At 49.4% G+C, this 18,082-nt stretch carries 25 protein-coding genes; 2 read left to right on the top strand and 23 right to left on the bottom strand.

Annotated features, from left to right (window positions below):
• Positions 1-12 precede the first annotated feature (12 nt).
• The 23 genes from ACIDF8_RS05075 to ACIDF8_RS04965 form a co-directional block, all read right to left on the bottom strand.
• Positions 13-294 (bottom strand): phage tail assembly protein, encoded by a 282-nt coding sequence (locus tag ACIDF8_RS05075; protein ID WP_412009497.1) that lies wholly within the window; start codon positions 292-294, stop codon positions 13-15.
• A 62-nt stretch (positions 295-356) separates the two neighbouring features.
• Positions 357-863 carry a phage major tail tube protein gene (locus ACIDF8_RS05070; protein WP_412009496.1) on the bottom strand — a complete coding sequence of 169 codons (507 nt, stop codon included), beginning with the start codon at positions 861-863 and terminating at the stop codon, positions 357-359.
• Between the two features lie 29 nt (positions 864-892).
• Entirely contained in the window at positions 893-2,062 is a 1,170-nt protein-coding gene (locus ACIDF8_RS05065; RefSeq protein WP_412009495.1) for a phage tail sheath protein, read from the bottom strand.
• 107 nt (positions 2,063-2,169) lie between these two features.
• Positions 2,170-3,594, bottom strand: a complete 1,425-nt coding sequence (locus ACIDF8_RS05060; protein ID WP_412009494.1) for a hypothetical protein — start codon at positions 3,592-3,594, stop codon at positions 2,170-2,172.
• The gene (locus ACIDF8_RS05055) at positions 3,591-3,995 is read right to left on the bottom strand and encodes a hypothetical protein (RefSeq protein WP_412009493.1); all 405 of its coding nucleotides are present in this window, start codon (positions 3,993-3,995) and stop codon (positions 3,591-3,593) included. Before ACIDF8_RS05055 ends, ACIDF8_RS05060 begins: the two co-directional genes overlap by 4 nt.
• Before the next feature lie 5 nt (positions 3,996-4,000).
• Positions 4,001-4,291 (bottom strand): hypothetical protein, encoded by a 291-nt coding sequence (locus ACIDF8_RS05050; protein WP_412009492.1) that lies wholly within the window; start codon positions 4,289-4,291, stop codon positions 4,001-4,003.
• A 110-nt stretch (positions 4,292-4,401) separates the two neighbouring features.
• A complete protein-coding gene (locus ACIDF8_RS05045) occupies positions 4,402-4,758 on the bottom strand; it encodes a hypothetical protein (protein ID WP_412009491.1) in 357 nt (118 codons plus the stop codon).
• A gap of 12 nt (positions 4,759-4,770) precedes the next feature.
• On the bottom strand, positions 4,771-6,009 hold the full coding sequence (locus tag ACIDF8_RS05040; RefSeq protein WP_412009490.1) for a hypothetical protein: 1,239 nt from the start codon (positions 6,007-6,009) through the stop codon (positions 4,771-4,773).
• 10 nt (positions 6,010-6,019) lie between these two features.
• Positions 6,020-6,592, bottom strand: coding sequence for a phage tail protein I (locus ACIDF8_RS05035; protein ID WP_412009489.1), 573 nt, complete (start codon positions 6,590-6,592; stop codon positions 6,020-6,022).
• Complete coding sequence (locus tag ACIDF8_RS05030; RefSeq protein ID WP_412009488.1) at positions 6,589-7,494, bottom strand: baseplate assembly protein; 906 nt, start codon at positions 7,492-7,494, stop codon at positions 6,589-6,591. Before ACIDF8_RS05030 ends, ACIDF8_RS05035 begins: the two co-directional genes overlap by 4 nt.
• A gap of 3 nt (positions 7,495-7,497) precedes the next feature.
• Positions 7,498-7,851 carry a GPW/gp25 family protein gene (locus ACIDF8_RS05025; RefSeq protein WP_412009487.1) on the bottom strand — a complete coding sequence of 118 codons (354 nt, stop codon included), beginning with the start codon at positions 7,849-7,851 and terminating at the stop codon, positions 7,498-7,500.
• Entirely contained in the window at positions 7,848-8,465 is a 618-nt protein-coding gene (locus ACIDF8_RS05020; protein ID WP_412009486.1) for a phage baseplate assembly protein V, read from the bottom strand. Before ACIDF8_RS05020 ends, ACIDF8_RS05025 begins: the two co-directional genes overlap by 4 nt.
• Positions 8,466-8,499: 34 nt before the next feature.
• Positions 8,500-8,946 carry a phage virion morphogenesis protein gene (locus ACIDF8_RS05015; RefSeq protein WP_412009485.1) on the bottom strand — a complete coding sequence of 149 codons (447 nt, stop codon included), beginning with the start codon at positions 8,944-8,946 and terminating at the stop codon, positions 8,500-8,502.
• Positions 8,943-9,401: a phage tail protein gene (locus tag ACIDF8_RS05010; RefSeq protein ID WP_412009484.1), complete on the bottom strand. Its 459-nt coding sequence runs from the start codon at positions 9,399-9,401 to the stop codon at positions 8,943-8,945. The genes ACIDF8_RS05015 and ACIDF8_RS05010 overlap by 4 nt, the downstream gene beginning before the upstream one ends.
• A gap of 9 nt (positions 9,402-9,410) precedes the next feature.
• A complete protein-coding gene (locus ACIDF8_RS05005; RefSeq protein WP_412009483.1) occupies positions 9,411-9,986 on the bottom strand; it encodes a hypothetical protein in 576 nt (191 codons plus the stop codon).
• Entirely contained in the window at positions 9,958-10,737 is a 780-nt protein-coding gene (locus tag ACIDF8_RS05000; protein ID WP_412009482.1) for an N-acetylmuramidase domain-containing protein, read from the bottom strand. Before ACIDF8_RS05000 ends, ACIDF8_RS05005 begins: the two co-directional genes overlap by 29 nt.
• Positions 10,730-11,116 (bottom strand): phage holin family protein, encoded by a 387-nt coding sequence (locus tag ACIDF8_RS04995; protein ID WP_412009481.1) that lies wholly within the window; start codon positions 11,114-11,116, stop codon positions 10,730-10,732. The genes ACIDF8_RS05000 and ACIDF8_RS04995 overlap by 8 nt, the downstream gene beginning before the upstream one ends.
• Positions 11,116-11,490, bottom strand: coding sequence for a putative holin (locus ACIDF8_RS04990; protein ID WP_412009480.1), 375 nt, complete (start codon positions 11,488-11,490; stop codon positions 11,116-11,118). Before ACIDF8_RS04990 ends, ACIDF8_RS04995 begins: the two co-directional genes overlap by 1 nt.
• Before the next feature lie 10 nt (positions 11,491-11,500).
• On the bottom strand, positions 11,501-11,701 hold the full coding sequence (locus ACIDF8_RS04985; RefSeq protein ID WP_412009479.1) for a tail protein X: 201 nt from the start codon (positions 11,699-11,701) through the stop codon (positions 11,501-11,503).
• Positions 11,701-12,162 (bottom strand): head completion/stabilization protein, encoded by a 462-nt coding sequence (locus tag ACIDF8_RS04980; RefSeq protein ID WP_412009478.1) that lies wholly within the window; start codon positions 12,160-12,162, stop codon positions 11,701-11,703. The genes ACIDF8_RS04985 and ACIDF8_RS04980 overlap by 1 nt, the downstream gene beginning before the upstream one ends.
• A gap of 100 nt (positions 12,163-12,262) precedes the next feature.
• Positions 12,263-12,955 (bottom strand): phage terminase small subunit, encoded by a 693-nt coding sequence (gpM, locus tag ACIDF8_RS04975; protein ID WP_412009477.1) that lies wholly within the window; start codon positions 12,953-12,955, stop codon positions 12,263-12,265.
• A gap of 56 nt (positions 12,956-13,011) precedes the next feature.
• Complete coding sequence (locus ACIDF8_RS04970; protein ID WP_412009476.1) at positions 13,012-14,034, bottom strand: phage major capsid protein, P2 family; 1,023 nt, start codon at positions 14,032-14,034, stop codon at positions 13,012-13,014.
• A 42-nt stretch (positions 14,035-14,076) separates the two neighbouring features.
• Complete coding sequence (locus tag ACIDF8_RS04965) at positions 14,077-14,952, bottom strand: GPO family capsid scaffolding protein (RefSeq protein ID WP_412009475.1); 876 nt, start codon at positions 14,950-14,952, stop codon at positions 14,077-14,079.
• A 149-nt stretch (positions 14,953-15,101) separates the two neighbouring features.
• On the opposite strand from ACIDF8_RS04965, the gene ACIDF8_RS04960 reads away from it, so the two are divergent.
• Positions 15,102-16,847 (top strand): terminase large subunit domain-containing protein, encoded by a 1,746-nt coding sequence (locus tag ACIDF8_RS04960; RefSeq protein WP_412009474.1) that lies wholly within the window; start codon positions 15,102-15,104, stop codon positions 16,845-16,847.
• On the top strand, positions 16,844-17,842 hold the full coding sequence (locus ACIDF8_RS04955) for a phage portal protein (RefSeq protein ID WP_412009473.1): 999 nt from the start codon (positions 16,844-16,846) through the stop codon (positions 17,840-17,842). The genes ACIDF8_RS04960 and ACIDF8_RS04955 overlap by 4 nt, the downstream gene beginning before the upstream one ends.
• The last annotated feature ends 240 nt before the right edge of the window (positions 17,843-18,082 follow it).

The following is an 18,082-nucleotide window of genomic DNA, read 5'->3' as shown; positions in this document are numbered from 1 at the left end:
GGTCTTCAACTATTACAGGGAGTTTTGCACTTCCTTCGGTAACAAAAAACTGGCAATGGCCGCCCCGATCTTGAGCAGGTCAGCAGGCTCCAGCGCCTCGGCTTCCTGAATGGTGATAGTTGGCTCTGATACCCGTGGCGTGACCTTCATAATGGCATCGGTATTCATCTGCAGCAGGTCCGCCAGGTTGATGCCACGTAAAGCGCCTGACTTTGGTTTGCGGATCTCGATAAATGCGATCTTGGTATCACCGCGGGTGATCGGTTCATCTAATGTGACGGCTTGCGTATTCATACTGGTCTCCTAAAGTTAAAAAAACCGGACATGGTCATGCCCGGTTTGTCGATAAAACTCGATTACAGGCCCATGGCTGCTTTTTGTGCGGCCATCAGGTCTACGCCATTGACGATCTCGATCATGTTCACAAAATCTAGCTCGATGATTGTTTCATTGTTGACTGTCAGCTTGTAATAGCTGCAGGTCATCTTGATTTTAGTTTGTGATTTGTCGCCAGCCTTAGCGGTGCCGAAGTCGATCTCTGCATAGCGGCCACGTACAACGACCTCAACGGCGTCATAACCGCCAGTGGTCTCGTTTTGATAGGCGCCTGCAAAGCGCAGCATGACGGCGTCGTGCTTGGTGGCTGCGTATTTTTTCACGGCATCGAGCACAAAGCCGCCCAGGGTGACTTCGATTTCAATTTTTTCATTGCCCATGTCGATGGGGATAGGGCCAGACATGCCGCCTGCGCGCCAGTCTTCGAGCTTACGGGTGAGTTTTGGCAGTGCGATTTCATCGACCTCACCTTGCCAGCTCACACCGTCTGCAAAGACATTATAGTTTTTGAGGATTGAAGGCAGCATATTTGCTCTCCTGAATGCTTAATATCGGGTTAACCGTTCATACGGGCTGCAAAGTCAGCCAGGTAACGGTCGGTAATGCGCTGGCGTAACTTGAGGTTTTCAAGCGGTGGCACAGGGGTATAGTCGTAGTCGATGGCCAGCTGGCCTGCTTTGAGTGTTTCTTTGCTGTTGACGGTGTCGTCATACCAAGCAGAGCCATCAATGATGTAACCCCGCGCGCGCAGCTCACGGAACTTGGCGTTAATACCCTCAATAATGTCGCGAGCCAGGGATGGGTTAAGCGGCAAATCAACCGCCCACATGTGCGCCTCTGCCATGGTGTCAGCCAGCACCTGTGCGGTGCGGGTGTAGTTTTCAAACGCAAACAGCGGGTCAGCTGAGCAGGTGCGGGAACCCCAAAAACGGAAGCCGTTTTCACGGATCAGCGTGGTGACTTCGTTGCTGTTAAGGTAACCGGCATCGGTGGCAGGGTTTTGCAGATCCCAGGTGACATCGTGGCTGATGCCTTCAACGCCGTTGACGGGGATATTGGATAAGGTTTTGTGCCAGCCAATTTCTTCATCGAGCTTGGCGCGCAGGCCGCCCGCACGTGCAGTCGCCCACAGCGTTTCATACTGGGCAGACTCTGCATTAAAGCCGCGAAAGTCTGGCCAGATGACCATGGCCTCACGCGCCCCAAAGTTTTCGCGGTAGGTGTTGGCCTCTTCTTTGGTATTGGCGCCACGTGCTGAAAGGTAAGTAAACGCGCGCAGCTCCTGCGCAATGCTGATCAACTCGGTGGCCACAGGCAGACTATCAAGACCAGGTGCCACCAGAATGCGCGGCTTGACGCCCAGCTGCGTTTTGGCAGCCAGCAACGACTTAAGCCCGGTGTAGGCGCCATTGGTATACGAGCCGATCACATTGGCATTGGTCTCGTTAGCGTTCGCGCCTTCTTCCACGCGCGTGGCAACAATAATCGGGTTGGTCTGGTCTGCAATCGCATCAAACACGCGGGCGCCGGTGCCCAGCTCGCCAGCTTTGCTGGCCGCTTCACGCACAGAGGTGATCAGCTTGGGGGTATTGAGCGGAAAATAAGCCGCATCTGCATCGCTGGCCGTGAATGCCAGGCCGATAATGGCCGTTGCAATGGTGCGGATAGGTCGGGTGCCTTCGTTAATCTCTTCAACGCGGACACCGTGGTGATAATCGGTTGCCATGAAGCTCTCCTTTAGTGACTGAAAGGATGGTGGCACAAGTCACTAAAGGAGGTGTTTGGGGGCGGTTGTATCGGGTTTTAGATACAACTTTTTAGAGTGCAATAAAATTATTGCGGACTTTTAGTAATATAAGCCGCAACACCTTGAGCAGTTAAATAAGGCAGGATAACGGTATCAGTCCACACCTCTGGGATATGAACGCCGTCATTTGTAGAACCTACTGCGCGCTTTTGCGGATTGACACCACGGCAAGGCGTATTCAGATCAATGACGTGTGTGGGGCCGCGTGGCTGCCCTACCCGTGCAATGACAAGATCATTAGTTGCCTGTGTTGTGGTATCTGCCACCTGAGTATCTTCACTTGCCCAACCAGTAGAGCCTGCAGAAGTATTATTTGGTGGCAATACCTGAATGATCGTTGTGTAACCGTTATCCCAGCACCAGTTCCACATATTTTGTGCTGCAGATAAAGACCACTCGTTGATGCCCATTTCTATCAATGCAGTTTTGCTACTGATGCATTGTTTTCTCACTGGATTGACTGCGCTTAAAAACTGACTGAATGTGCCGCCTGCTTTACCAAAGTTATTGAAGCGGATTTTATTGAGGTGGCAGAACTTATGAATCCAATTGTGTTGCACTGTGCCGATGCTGTCTGAAAATACATCACAATCGCCAGCTAAAGCGTTTGCTACGTTATTGGCAGTGATAGCTAGGGGACGGAACATATTTGCGCCTTGAGATAAGGCATACCATGGGGCAGAACCCAACCTGGTGCCAGTTGCATCTGTGGCGCTGTCAAAATATGATTCAAGCAAGCCGGTTTTATATTGATCAATTGCGATTGCAGGCTGGTTTGCAGGCAGTAAGAAGCTGCCACCGCCTTCACGAGTGATATAGCTATTCACGTATACTGGATCATTTGCTCGCACGTCAATACCATCGACTCGTGGGACTAATAAACTGAACTGGCCACCTTGCAATAAACCGGTTGCATTACCTGAAAAAATTACAGGCACTGAGGTCATCTGCCAAAATCTTGCTGTGGAGGTGACATCGCTTGATAACGGCTGATCCCATGTCGCAATATTTGGGTTGGTCGTGCTGCTATATTTGACGAATCTGCATTCACCATTACTAAATTCGACATACTCAATGGTTGAGCCAGGCGCATTTGCAGTCAATGTGCCTTGTGTCGCGCCAGCTGCCAAGCCGCCAGCCACAAAATTTCGCGTTGTTTTAACGTAGGGTTTTACAGGAAAGTAAAATCTTGCCTTTACGACCAGGTTGTAACCGTCTGGCGGGTAGGCCTCTTCAAGATTTTGGCTCTCAAATAATACTGTATTGCTAAAAAAAAGATTAATTGATGTGGTATCGCAACCTGCTCGCCAGGCAACCAGGCTATTATGCCCGTTCGTGATCGTTCTGAATGAGCCTGTATAGCCGACTGCACTGGCTGGCATAAAGCCAGGAATGGCCTTTAAAGCAGCAAATACTGATAGCAATGAGGTATTCAAAGCGCCGGGGATCATGCCTTGATATCCTTCGCAATAGAGACATGCACATTACCGAGCGGCCCGACCACATAGTCGATTCTGTCTTTTGTGTTTGGCGCAGTTGATAAAACGATTGTTGAGATACCACCAGCAGCCTGGTATTTGTTACCAAACGTGATGGTGCGGCTACCTGTAGCATCCTGAGTGATAAAAAAACTGCCTGACTGATGATCACCCAGATCTGGCATATTGGTAGGATTTGCCAAGGTAAAGTTAGCACCAGGCGTGAAGTTGAAAAAAATCCCGGCAGAAAAATCAGGGGTATATACGTTAGCAACTGCGGCCAATGCTACACCACGGCTACGCTGTGCCTTTGTGAATACATTGATCAAGCCACGGAATCTTTTTGAGAGATCATTAAATTGATTACCAAACATGCTGATTACTCCTTAAAGACGTTGGCAATAACCTTGCGTGTTTGAGGTGCAAGACGATAAACAGTGCCGGTCATGTAAGGCGTGACCTTAACAATGGTTTTTGCTGCTTGAACTACCGGGCTTACCTTATCAATGCCGACGGATGAAACCAGGTAAAACTTATCGTTGCCTGGCAGCTTTGCTTCTAATGCAACTTGTCCTGCATCAACAGCGACATAAAAGTCATCTGTTGGCGTAAATTCTGCACTCGCGGCAGCTGCTGAAGTATTCAGAGTAACTAGTGTGGTGACGGCCATGACCATGCTCCTTGTTTGATTTGATGCATTGTGGCATCAGTCAAACAAGGGCATGGTTGGTGGCGGTTGTAAGCGCTTTTAAATACAACTTTTGCAAGCGCGATAATGAATTATGAGGCCACTGTGCCCATGATTTGATCATAACGCGCTTGGGGAATCAGGCCGGCATCTACTAGCGCAGTCAGCCCTGCAGATGTTCGCTTGTCATTCAGGTCTACAAAGGAAGAGGCTAGCATTTTGTCATACCAGAGTTTGATAGGGTCTGATTCTCTGGTCGCAGCCACCACTGCAAGCTGTTCTTGCTCGGTGAACAGCTCAAGAAAATCCAAAGGACTATATTGTGTTCTTATTTCATTTTTATTAATTGGTGCAGGTTCTGCAACACTGAAAAACTCATCTTCAGTGCAATCTGAAGATGAATCTACAGCCCGCCATCCGGTACCATTTTTTTTGACTGCATAACCCATGATTTAGTCCTTTTAAAAATTATCGATCCAACCTATACAGGCAAGGATTGATGTTGTTGTATGTGACGATGCCCAAAATATATTGGATGACTCCAAAAGCATCTCTGTTGTTTGATATGCAGCCCCCCCGGTTGATGCGCTTCCTGCAAATGCTATTGGCGGAGGGTTTGATGGATCAGCAAAAGCACCATAGTTGTTATTTGGAGCTACCATGCCGATTTGAGATGAGGTTGCAGTATTGAAAAGTGCTGATACCAATATTTTATATGCAGTAGGCGGAATAAATGCTCCCGTTGCTACTGGTACCCATGTAGGTGTTGATGGCGAGCCAGCTGTACCGGATGCCATAATTCTCATACCTTGAACATTACTTCCCGCACTGACGATATATCTAACCTCTGTGCCCATCTGTTTAAATGCTAATGGGAACTTATTTGCTGTTGCATCTGTTCTTAATGAACCGATACGCGCCCATTTTGTAAATCCTGCAGGTAGTGTCGGAGCAGTGGAGCTGAGCGATCCTAAAAAAGCTTTGGTGCCATCATCTTTTGTAATGCCGAAAATGTAATACCAAGTTGATGTAGTAACAGCTCCTGTATCTAAACCACCTGCACCAGGTATAGTCAGGTTTAATGTGTCGTTCCAATTGCTTGTTAAGAGGTAATCGCCAGCACCATTATTTGTGACCAGTTCTTTAATCTTGATATTAACTAAGGCATTTGTTCCAGTTGCATTTGCTTCTATATTATAAAATCCGCCATTTACGGATTTTCCTGAAGCTATCGCTGCAATCTCAGCCTGAACAAATTCTGTATTAGCAATTTGCTTGCTACTTGTGCCAGCGGCCGCTGTAGGTACTTTTGGTGTCCCTGAAAAATCAGGAGACGCCAATGGCGCCTTAAGTGCCAGTGCATTTGTCATCGTTGTAGCAAAGTTAGCATCATCTCCCAGGGCTGCAGCCAGCTCGTTTAATGTGTCTAGTGCTGCGGGCGATGAATCAACCAAGCCCGCAATGGCTGATGCAATGCGGGAATCTAGCGCAGTGAGGAACTGTGTGGTCTGATTATTTACCACTGGCACAGACTCTGCTGTGCAGAGTGCGGTGATCATTAGGCGTAGCCAGTTGCAGCGCGATGCCAATTGCTCTAATACCAGATTATCGACAGAACCTTCGCCACCTGTAACAACGTCTTCTGGTTCAAATCTGCGGACTTCGTTTGCCCAATTATTACTTTCTGTAATGCCAGTCATGGTTTTATCCTTAACTTAATGATGTGTTGACTACGCCGCGGGTATATGTTCCGTCTCGTTTTACTGTGCCATTGCGCCTAATTGCCGCCTGACTAAAATCAATGGCTGTCAGCCATATCGACTTACGCTTGACGGTATCTAGCGTGCGTTTCATTAAATAGGCCTGGTCAATCGTGACCGGATTTTTTAAAACGACTCTGAAATATGGCCAGCCTTGTTGTCCTAGGCGTTTGTGAATACCGCTTCTTTTTGCTGTGCCATCACGCTTTATGCAATGCACGCGCTCAATAATCTCGGCATCTGGCTGCCCGAGTGCGGCTAATGCGGCCAACACGCCGCCAGGGGTGCCCTTGTGCCGGTGAATTTCACGCGCGGCTTTGATGGCGCTGCGCTTGCGGCCTTCTGACCAGGTGTTATCCCATTCATCTACACTCAATGCCCAGGCAAGGTATGGCAGCAAGTTTAGCGGGCAGGTATCGGCGTTCCAGATACTCAGCAAGGTAGGTGTATTGCTGAAGTCGTAGGCGACAGTGGCCAGGGCTTTTTCAAGGGCTGTGCTTGAATTTGGCAGCTGATGACTCATGCCTCTACCCCTGCCACGCTGACGTTAATACTGGTGCAGTACGGCGCTTGCGTATCGTTGCAATATAGGTTTACTGCTGGCTGGTTGATGATGATGCGTTTAATGCTGCTTGCATATGACACGCCTTTGATGGCGCTTTCGTCAATATCGCCACCAATGCGGTGCATGGCCTCTGCAAACAAGGCCAATTTGCTCTCAGCATTATTGATTGCCAGCTCGGCGGCGGCGCCTGGGTATAATACCAGCTCGATATCAAGCTGATAGTTGACGATGGTCGCGGCGTGCACGTTGACCTCATCACACAGCGGCCGGATCATTTTATCGTTGAGGGCGTTATCTACGGCAGTGAGCAAGGCGGCATCGGCGGTGCCGTCGCCAATACGTGATAGCACGTAAACATCAACGGTGCCTGCAGCCACTGTGCTCACTGGCTTGGCGTCTTTCACCTGGCCACTGGCACTCAGTGCGTGATAAATATAGGCGCCTTCCGGCCCTGCTGTGCTGTAACCCTCTGGTTGCAGGCTCAGGCGGTAGCGATATTCGTCGTCGGTCTCGTAAACGTCTAGCGTGGGTGGGATCGCGTCAGGATCACCGGCCGTGACCAGCAGGCGTTGCTCGCCGTTGTAATAGGTGATGCCGATATGGTCCAGGTTGTTACCTGTGGCGGTTGCCAGCAATAGCTCGCGCACCTCTTGGTTATAGCGGTTGCGCAGCAGCATTTCCTGATAAGCACCGTCTTGCAAGATTTTCACGGCGGGCTCACTCTCAAGCTCGATGACGGCCGCGAACTCAGGATAGTCAGCAATAAAACGCGCCTTTTTCTCGGCCAGAATGGCCTCAAAGTCTACCGTTTCAATGATAGAGGGCGTGGGCAACAAGTTAAAATCGACAGCGTTGGCCATGGGTTAAACCTTTAGGGAGAGCGGCAGGGAGTAAAGCACCTTGCCTGATTGATCGACACGCATGCTGTCGATATCAATGATGGACTTACCGGATAGATCAAACGCGTGATTGACTTGTGTGATCACGATGCGCGGCTCCCATCTGGTCAGCGCAAGCACCGCGCCAGCCATCATGCGCAGGCGCGTGACCTCATTGTTTGGGTGATCAATCAAATCGGCAATAATTGAGCCATAATCGCGCCGCTTGGTGCGGGTGCCCAAACGGGTCCCGAGAATATCCGAGCAAGATTGATGAATATGCTCGGCATCTGTGATGCGCTTGCCGGTGTAGCGGTTCATGCCGGTGTAAGTGGTCATAACGGCCCCCCGGTGCCTGGGTGGGTATGCGTGTGCAGCACAATGCCATTGCTGGAAAGTATGCCGCCAGTGTGGATCAGGTTGCCGTTGATGGTGATACTGTTATCCGCATCGCCAGCCACACCTGTCATGCCGTTGTGATAGATGATAGGGCCATCGACTTCAAGCGCGCCTGTTAAATGCACGTGCGGCGTATCAAGCGTGACTTGGGTGGATGCCTCGACCAGCGCCGTTTTAACGCCATGGGCAATCAATTCTCCGGTGCTGTGGTTATAGCTGATTCTGGCGCCGTCTGGGTATTCGCGCATATGCACGTTGGGGTCTGAACTTGACGCGTCAAAATCATCGCAATAAATACTTGGTGTGACGATGCCGTTTTCAATGACGCCGCTCGGTGAAAAAATCATGACTTGTTCACCGATATCAGGTGGATCCCATTCTTTTGTGCGACCAGCGCGGCCAACACGCCATTGCAGCCAATTTGTGAGTACGTTCCCAGATCTCACACGCACACGTTTAGCCGCAAAGTCGATCTGTTCAATCGACCCGAAGCGGATCATGTTTTCTACCCTGCGTGAAAGTTCAGCAATATCCATGCGGCTGAGTATAGTCAATCGCGATATGGCTTTGTTTTTGGCTGGTTGTATTTCAGCTGGCAGCGATATGCTTGATGACAATATCGCGGATCATTTCGATGTTTTGAGCGTTAAAACCAAGGGTTTTACGTTTTGGGTATTTTGCAGTCAGGTCGCGATCTCTAAAAACTTTGTCACGCAAGCCTTCTTGATGGACCTGCATGATTCTTTGTACTTGATCTTTGAAAGAGACGACTGCTTTATCAGCACTAGACTCTACTTTTAACCATTTGGACAGCCGGACCTTGTTAAACATTGTGCGACGGATACTGCCCTGTTTTGCACGCAACTTACGCGGCTCAAATCTAGTCCCGTCAGGGTTTCTTTGAGAATAAATTTGCTTTTGATGAGCAGCGCGCAGCTGAATCGAAACTTCACGCGCCAGCTTGCGACGCTGTGATGATTCGAGGTTTTGCAGGATGGCTGCAAATTGCGCATCTAGTTGCTTAAAGTCATTCACGGGGTCACCAACTCACCATTCGCCCGCAGTTCCCAAGGGCTTGGGCCGGTGAGGTCGTTCAATTCAGGCTCAGGGATATGCGTCATTTGATACTGATTGCCATTTTTGACGATTTTGACAGCCTCACTCAGCGGCATTTTGATATTGATATCGTAGATGCCTTGATTAATCGGCTCGGCTTCAAAGGCGATGCGGTTCTCGGCTTTGTCCGGGTTCTGCATTAAATCTGGCTGATTGACGGCAACCCAGCGCAGCAGCGGCAGAAAAATGGTGTCCGGGTGAGCTTCGTAGTCAATGACCAGGATATTCAGCTCGTAGCGGTATTCAAAACTCAGGTTACTCAGGCGTGCAACGACGTTGCCGTTTTCGATAAACACCTTAAGTTTGTCTGGGAAGGTTTTGAACTGCTCAATATTGCTTGTGAGGGCATCGCGCAGCGAGATGGCTTTATCCATGGCGCGCCTCTACCAGCGATATTCGGCGCCAACGCCGATAAAGTAGTCTTGCTGGCCAGCGCCAGATAGCGGTTGATCAACCGAGGCAATGGCACCGACATGCAGCTGTTTAATCTGCAGCACATCTTGCTGCACTTGTAGCCTGGCGACTTGCTGGCCATTTTTGAAACCTGTGTATAGCCCAATGCCACCACGCGTATCGACGGCTAGCCATGGCAGTGGCTCTGTGGTGACGTATGTGGTGCTCTCACCTGTATCGGCATCAATCACCGTGGTGACTGTTTTCGGGTGATCGTCATTTGCCTCGATGCGGGTGCCTGCAATCACTTGCTTGCTATCGTCTTTGACCACACTGGCAGGCAGCTTGAGCTTCTGCTTTGTTTTTGCGCCGCCAGAATACACTTTTACCGGGCCTGAAAGCGCCATGTCGATCAATGGCGTGTTGATGAGCACCGGTGCCGGGGTCGCCTCAATGGTTTGCACTGGCGCTGGCGGTGTAGCATGGCTGCTCGCAAACAGCCAGACGACTGCGGACAGGCATAATAGGACAATGACCTCAATGGAGATTCGCTTGAGCGTTGTCATAGGCGTAGGCCAGCTTTTGATCGTAGAAATTGTCTTTGTAGTCTGGGCCGTTGTAGATTTTGGCGAACTCTGCCCATTTTTTTGATTTGAGTGCAGCGTGCAGCTTGGCATCCGCGGTAATAAAGCCGACAAAGGCATCGAGCTGCTTGCCCTCGCCTTGCTGCATCTGGTCCACAAACACATGCACAGACTCAAAGCCTAGGGCTTGCCAGTGAAAGCCCATAATTTGATAAGCTCCCCATGAACAGGACTCAAGCGCGTCAGCGACACTCAGCTGACTGGCCATGCCGAGGCGGCCGTATTCGCGCGCGCCGCCTAGATACCCCCCGCGCGCCTTATTCACGATGGCTGGGAATTTTTGCTGATAATCCGCAGCATCAAACCCTGATTGCTCTAACTGCCGATACATGATGTGGCGCTCATAGAGAATTTTGACGCGGCCATCTGCCAGAAAGCCGGTGCCAAGGCTCTCAACCTTATGCACCGCAATCACGCTGGCGGCGTCTACCTTGAGCTGGTCTGCAGCGCGGTTGATATCATCCATATTGAGCAGCTTGATGATCTCTTTTTTATCGCCCTTGAGTGCTGTCATGGTTTTGGGGCCAGCGATGCCATCTGCGATCAGATTATGCTGCTTTTGCACTGCCACAACGGCTTGATAGGTGGCCTCATCAAAGATGCCAGTCATGGGCAGGCCTAGCAGTTTTTGCAGGCCGCTTACCTCATAGCCAATTGATCCGTTTTTAAGCATGCTCGCCTCCATTATCCGGTTTACCACGTGGCGCCACGTGTATGGGTGGCAGTTTGTTAAATGGCGCGGTGACCTGCTCATATTTATGCTGATACCATTGTATAAACTTGAGCGCCTGATACCTGGTGATAAACAGGTCAACCACGTTGCCGCGACTGTTGATGAGGGCGGCAGCCAATAGCATTTTGAAAAACAAAGCGCTCAGGCTTAAATCGGCGGCGGTGAAAGCCAGCGTAAAAATATCGTAGGCAGCAGCCACGATGATGAGATAAGCAATTGCAGCCATACCAGGCTTATAGCTGGCACCTGGCGGCTTTTTAAAACACACCGTGCGCAGCAAAATGATCAGGCTGACAACAATATGCAGAAAAGTAAGCATCAGGCGTCTCCTTTAGGTAGTGGCAATACTTTTGCCCAGTTGATGCGCGCCATATACAGCAACACATGCACCACAATCGCGCTGCAAAATAGCGCGCCGATAGCCGGGCTGATGGCGACCTCTTTTAGCTTGATCATGCCCAGGCCACTCGATAGCAGCTGCGAAAATCCATCCGCGCCCCACAGGCCGCAAAACAGCGACACCAGCATCTGAAAAAGCTTGTAAAAGGTTTTGATCTCTTGACTGGACATGACAAAAACTACCGAGCCGCAAAAGGCACCCAGTAATATGGCCTCGTTGATGCCTGGAAAGAAAACGGACAGCGCAGCAATGCTGAGGATTGATCCGCTTGTCAGTGTGGTTGGCTCTGTCATTGTTATCCCCTTAATCCCAGAGTTGTATAAGTGTTTTTTGTGTCTCTGCTACGGTCTCAGGCAGCTCGACCAGAGTGCCCATAGGTAGCTCAGCGCCAAAAAATGCAATATGTGGGTTGCTGGCTAGCACCTGCTCGACCACGGCCGTGGTTTTTAAATGGCGCCAACAAATCAGGTCTACGCTGTCGCCTTGTTGCGAGCGGACCTGCATTAAATCAACTCCACATTGCTGCGCGGGCTGCCTAAGATGTCAGAAATTGCCCAATAGGCATTGCGGCGCAGCTCTTCGATATTGGGTGCCAGCTGGTCAGCGGTTTCACGGCCGGCCGTGGTGGTATCAAAGTCTCGGTATTTTTCAATCACCTCTGCTTTAACCAGTGAGCCGACAGCGCGCATGTAGTAATGCGTGTAGGTGTTTTTGCCATCAATCTCTGGCGCGTCTATATCCTCAAGGCTGTTAACGCCTGCTGCGAGTTGAGCGGCTTTGAATACCGCCAGTTGCCGATTGACCGCCAGCACGTGATTGATAATGCAATGACGCAGGCGCAGCGTAGAGACAGTTGCGTCGATTCGGTTTTCATCCCGAAAGCTGGCCATTTCAATATCAGGGAAAAAGCCATCGTTTTCGATGGCGTTTTCTGGCGCTTGAACGGTTGGAGAAGTGACAAACATGGCATTGATTCCTTAGCAGAGGTGGGCGGGCTTTGTGCTGTGGAGACCGTTCCTGCACTCCACCCGCGCCTCTGGTGCGGGGTACGCTCGGTTATAGCAGCTATGCGCTGCTTGAATTCTTGATTTCACGCTCAAGGTTCTCGATGTCTTTTTTAACACCGGACTTATCGAATAACTCAAGGGCTCGTTTTAAATTATCAAGTGCCAATTTCTTGATCAGAATGTTTTCACTGGTGCGCAAAGCATAGCCAAGCGCTTTGTGTAACTTGGCACGAACAGGGTCGAAAAGATCGCAATCTTTTGTGATCTCAATCGCACGGTTGATAATTGAAGAGGACATTTCCTGCCCAGCAGTAAATAACTTGATCTGTGCCTCGGCGATATCCTCTGCCACAATGTTGGGCAGGTCGCGCTGATAGTTGTCAGTCATCGACAATTTATGCTTGATGCAGTACTCAGCAATGATCAGCGCAAGATCAAACTGGCTGACATCAATCGCCCAAACCAGCATGGTCACCAGGACATCGTCTTGTGTGCCTGCATCGCTGGCGATAACACCTTCTACCCATGGTAGATACTTTGGCAGCAACTCAAGCTTTTTTGCGGCCTTGAGGTCGAGGCCTTTGATATTTTTGAGGTCGCGCTGATCTTGTGCCAGATCCATCAACTTAAGTTCATACTGGCTGGCTGCCTGGGTATCTTCACCGGCTGACTGGCTATTTTTAGCTGCCAGCACACGCTCACGGTGGCGGGCAGCTGGGGATAACTGGCGGTTTTTTTTCTCTTCTGACATGCGGGGTCTCCAATAATTAAAAAAGGCAGGGAACCCCTGCCCTTTTTATTGATTGATTAATCAACCAGCTCGATATTCTCGGCAAATGCTGTGAGGCCGTAGTCTTCAACGACGTACGCGTCGTTGCTGGATTCGTAGTTTTCGATGCGGTCACGTTTGGCGTTGTCAACAATCGTGCGGCGCAAAGCACCGTTTTGGAAGTAACGCGACAGATTGTCATAGCGAGTAATCAAGAGCGCATCTTCTGGGAAGAAAGGCACGCGAGCAGCTGGTAAGCCGCCAACGGTTGCCTGACTGACTAAGATACGTGATGCAATCTGTTCGGTTGCTGCCTGATCAGTGTTGATCAGGCCGAAGTTTTTATCATCAATCAACTTACGGCCGGCGATTACGACCAAACCAGTGTCACCACGATGCCATGGATCAATCAGGTTATTGATCATATCCAGCACCAGGGCATCAAGATTTTTATACCCATTAGCAGCTGAAACGCTTTTACCAATTTCGATGGTATTTGAAGCGGCGGCAACTTCATGAATATAGCGCTCAGTGGCAAACTGGCGAATTTTTTCCAGCCAGCCGATATTCACGTCTTGTAACAATGGATTAGCAACTTTGTTACTTGTTGCTGCGCGACTTGTACCATTAAATCCAATCATCATCACATCAAGAGCTTTGCGTAAGAGCAAATGATCACGGATGCGCGTTTGAAAGTCCTTGAACTTCGCCCACATATCAATTTTTTTGTAAGATAAGAATGTGTCAAAGTTGGTCTGTGTGCAGATATAACCATCTGCATCAAGCGTCGAAACATCAACAACTTGTCTATCCGTATTGGTAGTATCAGTTGTGCCAGATACTGGAGAACCGATACCGAGTAAAATTTTCTCGCCCTGCTGCTCATCTACGCCGACATTATTGATCTTGGTAAGGAACTCTGCACTTTCTTGCATGCGATCCTCCATGCGCTGCTGCACAGATGGCGCGGCAACGAACTTTTGAGCCGGGTTATCAATTCCATTTAATTGGGCAATTTCACCCAAAAAAGCGTTGAATAATTTTCGTGTTTCGTTTTTCATGTTGATTCCTTTGGATTTGTTCCCGGTCTCTTTTGTGATTTGTTAACAGTCGGTTTTTTCGTAGTCAGTTGAAGTGCCTGCAGCTGGCGCGCGCTGGCCTCCTGCGGGTTGTTTATCCAGTGCATCCTTCATGTCATTAAAGTCTTTGGTGACTTTATTCACACTGGTTTGCAAGGCGGTAATTGTTTCGCTTTGTTTGTTCATCAGGTCGCCGAAAGTTTTTGCCAGGCCTGTGGTCAATTCTTGAGTGAATTTTTGAGGATCAAAGGTCTCGGTTTGAGCTGGCTTTGTTTCTGGTTTAGGCTCTGGTGCTTGCTCATTTTTTTTGAACAATGCAGCCAGGCCAGTCAGCAGCTCTTGTGCAAAGTTTGTCTGTTCTACCGTATTAGCTGGCGCTGGCGCATCGCTAAATTGCAGAGGCTCTGCCTCTACCGCGGCAACAATCATGGCAGATGGATCAGATTTTCTGGTACTGAATGGATTTACCTTGGCTGTAGAGGCAAATTTCAGTACTTCTGTCCCAAGTGAGGCCGGATTATCGGTCATGGCTAAGCCAGACAAATAGAACTTACCTGTTTTGGCAAAGTTGGGCCAAAGTTCTGCGCTAAAGAAAATCTTCTGACGATCTTTTGTAGCCATCTGAATCATCGGGTCATCACAGAGCAATTGTGCCTCTAGTGTTTTTTTCTTTTGACCAAAGATCATTTTTTCGCCAACACGCACAGCTTTGACATCGCCTTGCATCTTGAAACTTGAGTCAGGGCTTAATGTGCGGATATGCTCAATGTTGATGCGTGCGGTATAGGTGTCAGGGTTGTAGGTCTCTGCAGCCTCTTCAATCATTTGCGCGGTGACTTCGCGCCCGTCTGTTGTATCGCCTTCAGTGATGATTCCAATGAACTGGCTGAGCTTTGGCATGTTTATTCCCTTTGCTGATTCGGTTGCTTATCTACTTGCGGCTAGTCTGTAGAGTTGGCTTTTATTGTTCAATCTGGTGCGGTTGTATCGGTTACTGAATACAACTGGCGTAAATGCAGCGTGGTTTTGTGGGCGGGTACATTGCCTGCATGACACAAATCACCGAACTGGATCCACGTCGTCGCGCCAAGTTTTTATACTGGGGCGGCCATAGCATTGCCAAAATCAGTGAGCAGCTAGGCATACCACGAGCAACCATAGATAGCTGGAAGCGGCGCGATAAGTGGGACGAAACTGATCCGCATGAGCGGATTATTTTGACCACCGAGGCCCGCTATAACTTGCTGATCATGAAGGAAGATAAAACCGGCTCTGACTATAAAGAAATTGACTTGCTTGGCCGGCAGATGGAGCGCCAGGCGAGAATCACCAAATATAGCGATGGCGGCAATGAGGCAGACTTAAACCCTAACGTAAAAAACAGAAATAAAGGCGAGCGCAAAAAGCCACCACGCAATGAGTTCACCGAAGAGCAGGCAGAAAAAATACACACCGCTTTGCTCGATAACCTGTTTGGTTATCAAAAGCTTTGGTACGACGCGGGCCTTGAGCATCGGATCCGCAATATTCTCAAAAGCCGCCAGATTGGTGCGACCTGGTATTTTGCCCGGGAGGCGCTGGACGATGCTTTGCAGACTGGGCGTAACCAGATTTTTATGTCTGCGAGTAAGGCTCAGGCGCATGTGTTCAAGGAATACATCAAGTCTTTTGCCATGCAAGCGGCTGATCTTGAGTTAAAAGGCGATCCGATTTTCTTACCTAATGGTGCAGAGCTGCACTTTTTGGGGACCAATGCACGTACGGCTCAGAGTTATCACGGCAACATCTATATGGATGAAATTTTCTGGATTGGTAAGTTTGCCGAATTTAGGAAAGTGGCCTCTGGCATGGCGATGCATAAGCACTGGCGCCAGACTTATTTCTCTACGCCTTCGAGCATTCAGCATGAGGCTTATTCATTCTGGACCGGTGAACTCTTTGCTGGCAAGAATGAGGAACTGATTCTTGACGCAAACGACCCACGCCTTAACGCTGGCATGCTTTGCCCGGATGGTCAGTGGCGCCAGATTGTGACCGTGATGGATGCGGTGCGAAGTGGCTGCGATTTGTTTGATATTGAGCAGCTGCGGCGCGAATACAGCACCGACGAATTCAACAACTTGCTGATGTGCATGTTTATTGATGACTTGCTCAGCGTGTTCCCTATGTCCGAAATGCAGTTGTGCATGGTGGATAGCTGGGAGGTTTGGGAGGATTACAAACCATTCGCCACGCGCCCATTGGGCAATCGCCCCGTGTGGATTGGTTACGACCCTAGCAATGGTGGAGACAGCCAGGCACTTGCGGTGATTGCCCCGCCGTTGGTGCCAGGCGGTAAGTTTAGGGTGATCGAGAAACATAAATTTCATGTGTCTGATGACTATGAGAAGCAAGCCGAGTTTATCAGGCAGATCACGCTGCGCTACAACGTGGAGAAGATCACCATTGATGCGACCAGCATTGGATCAGCTGTGCATCAGTTGGTGGTCAAATTCTTCCCAGGTGCGCAGGGGCTAAACTACAACCAGGAGCTTAAGTCACTGATGGTGCTGAAAGCGAAACAGGTGATCAGCAAGCGCCGCCTGGAGTTTGATGCAGGCGATAAAGATATCGTCAGCGCTTTTATCTCGATCAAAAAAACCCTCACCGAGAGCGGCCGCTCAATGACTTACAAGTCTGACCGCAGCAAGAAAACCAGCCATGCAGATATCGCCTGGGCAATTATTAACGCCATTTACAACGAGCCGCTGGCAGCAAATGCGGACAAACAATCCATTGTGGAGATTTATTCATGAGTAAGAAAACACAAACCGATGATGATGTCATGGCCTTTACCTTTGGCGATGATATTGAGGCCATCAGCAAGCGCGATATTTTTGACTATATCGAGTGCAACAAGACAGATAAATGGTATGAGCCGCCAGTGGACTTTACGCGACTTGCGCAGATGCGTAACGCCGCAGTGCATCACGACAGCGCTTTAACGGTCAAGTGCAATATCCTCTCAGGGACGTTTGAACCGACAAAGTACATGGACTCTATGATGTTTCAGCGTTTTGCACTGAATTTTGTGGTTTTTGGTAACAGTTATTATGCGAAGCAAAAGTCTATCCTTGGCAACAAAATCAAGGGCGATATTCTGCCTGCAAAATACATGCGTGTTGGTCTGGATCCTGAGCAGTATTTTTACGTGCCGAAGTATAACGAGTTCACAGAATATAAAGGCAATGTGTTTCATTTGATGTCGCCAGACATTAACCAGGAAATTTACGGTCTGCCGCAATATCTGTCAGCGATCAACTCAATTATGCTTAATGAAAGCGCAACCTTATTCCGCCGCCGCTATTATAAGAATGGTAGCCATGCTGGGTATATCCTTTACATGACTGATTCTGCGCAGGAGAAAGGTGACATTGATGCCATTCGCCAAGCGCTAAAAGATGCCAAGGGGCCGGGTAATTTTCGTAACCTGTTTGTCTATGCACCCGGGGGGAAAGAGAAAGGGATCCAGATCATACCTGTGGCAGAGGCCGCAGCCAAAGATGAGTTCACCGGCATTAAAAATATCAGCCGTGATGACATGCTGGCCATTCACCGGGTGCCGCCTCAACTCATGGGGATTATCCCCAACAATACAGGCGGCTTCGGCGATGCTGAGAAAGCAGCAAAGGTATGCTACATCAATGAACTCAAGCCGATACAAACTGCCATGCTATCGCTCAATGAATGGCTGGGCGATGAGGTGATCAGATTTAGGGAGTACGAACTAGCAGCAACCACGCCAGCCTGATCATAGCGTTAAGATCACCACAATGATCCTGTAACCGCCCCCGGGCGGTTTTTTTTTGCCCATTGAAATCCAAAATCAAAAATGATTAAAAAATAGGCAATTCTGACCCGGCGCGCGCGCTCGTGACCCCGCCACGCCCACCCGCTTTATGTGCCCAAAACCATGCACATGCATGACCTGGTCTACGCAAGGCCTGCTCTGGGTTCTTATTGATGTTTTTTTATCTAGCTGAAAATTCAA

The sequence above is a fragment of the Methylophilus sp. 3sh_L genome, assembly GCF_046766015.1.
In the GTDB taxonomy this organism is placed as follows: domain Bacteria; phylum Pseudomonadota; class Gammaproteobacteria; order Burkholderiales; family Methylophilaceae; genus Methylophilus.
This window is presented reverse-complemented; position numbering and strand designations above follow the sequence as displayed.

What these genes read in the sequence shown, in the direction of transcription:
- ACIDF8_RS05075 (WP_412009497.1), bottom strand. Translation starts at nt 294, where the DNA reads ATGAATACGCAAGCCGTCACATTAGATGAACCGATCACCCGCGGTGAT.
- ACIDF8_RS05070 (WP_412009496.1), bottom strand. Translation starts at nt 863, where the DNA reads ATGCTGCCTTCAATCCTCAAAAACTATAATGTCTTTGCAGACGGTGTG.
- ACIDF8_RS05065 (WP_412009495.1), bottom strand. Translation starts at nt 2,062, where the DNA reads ATGGCAACCGATTATCACCACGGTGTCCGCGTTGAAGAGATTAACGAA.
- ACIDF8_RS05060 (WP_412009494.1), bottom strand. Translation starts at nt 3,594, where the DNA reads ATGATCCCCGGCGCTTTGAATACCTCATTGCTATCAGTATTTGCTGCT.
- ACIDF8_RS05055 (WP_412009493.1), bottom strand. Translation starts at nt 3,995, where the DNA reads ATGTTTGGTAATCAATTTAATGATCTCTCAAAAAGATTCCGTGGCTTG.
- ACIDF8_RS05050 (WP_412009492.1), bottom strand. Translation starts at nt 4,291, where the DNA reads ATGGCCGTCACCACACTAGTTACTCTGAATACTTCAGCAGCTGCCGCG.
- ACIDF8_RS05045 (WP_412009491.1), bottom strand. Translation starts at nt 4,758, where the DNA reads ATGGGTTATGCAGTCAAAAAAAATGGTACCGGATGGCGGGCTGTAGAT.
- ACIDF8_RS05040 (WP_412009490.1), bottom strand. Translation starts at nt 6,009, where the DNA reads ATGACTGGCATTACAGAAAGTAATAATTGGGCAAACGAAGTCCGCAGA.
- ACIDF8_RS05035 (WP_412009489.1), bottom strand. Translation starts at nt 6,592, where the DNA reads ATGAGTCATCAGCTGCCAAATTCAAGCACAGCCCTTGAAAAAGCCCTG.
- ACIDF8_RS05030 (WP_412009488.1), bottom strand. Translation starts at nt 7,494, where the DNA reads ATGGCCAACGCTGTCGATTTTAACTTGTTGCCCACGCCCTCTATCATT.
- ACIDF8_RS05025 (WP_412009487.1), bottom strand. Translation starts at nt 7,851, where the DNA reads ATGACCACTTACACCGGCATGAACCGCTACACCGGCAAGCGCATCACA.
- ACIDF8_RS05010 (WP_412009484.1), bottom strand. Translation starts at nt 9,401, where the DNA reads ATGGATAAAGCCATCTCGCTGCGCGATGCCCTCACAAGCAATATTGAG.
- ACIDF8_RS05005 (WP_412009483.1), bottom strand. Translation starts at nt 9,986, where the DNA reads ATGACAACGCTCAAGCGAATCTCCATTGAGGTCATTGTCCTATTATGC.
- ACIDF8_RS05000 (WP_412009482.1), bottom strand. Translation starts at nt 10,737, where the DNA reads ATGCTTAAAAACGGATCAATTGGCTATGAGGTAAGCGGCCTGCAAAAA.
- ACIDF8_RS04995 (WP_412009481.1), bottom strand. Translation starts at nt 11,116, where the DNA reads ATGCTTACTTTTCTGCATATTGTTGTCAGCCTGATCATTTTGCTGCGC.
- ACIDF8_RS04990 (WP_412009480.1), bottom strand. Translation starts at nt 11,490, where the DNA reads ATGACAGAGCCAACCACACTGACAAGCGGATCAATCCTCAGCATTGCT.
- ACIDF8_RS04985 (WP_412009479.1), bottom strand. Translation starts at nt 11,701, where the DNA reads ATGCAGGTCCGCTCGCAACAAGGCGACAGCGTAGACCTGATTTGTTGG.
- ACIDF8_RS04980 (WP_412009478.1), bottom strand. Translation starts at nt 12,162, where the DNA reads ATGTTTGTCACTTCTCCAACCGTTCAAGCGCCAGAAAACGCCATCGAA.
- gpM (WP_412009477.1), bottom strand. Translation starts at nt 12,955, where the DNA reads ATGTCAGAAGAGAAAAAAAACCGCCAGTTATCCCCAGCTGCCCGCCAC.
- ACIDF8_RS04970 (WP_412009476.1), bottom strand. Translation starts at nt 14,034, where the DNA reads ATGAAAAACGAAACACGAAAATTATTCAACGCTTTTTTGGGTGAAATT.
- ACIDF8_RS04965 (WP_412009475.1), bottom strand. Translation starts at nt 14,952, where the DNA reads ATGCCAAAGCTCAGCCAGTTCATTGGAATCATCACTGAAGGCGATACA.
- ACIDF8_RS04960 (WP_412009474.1), top strand. Translation starts at nt 15,102, where the DNA reads ATGACACAAATCACCGAACTGGATCCACGTCGTCGCGCCAAGTTTTTA.
- ACIDF8_RS04955 (WP_412009473.1), top strand. Translation starts at nt 16,844, where the DNA reads ATGAGTAAGAAAACACAAACCGATGATGATGTCATGGCCTTTACCTTT.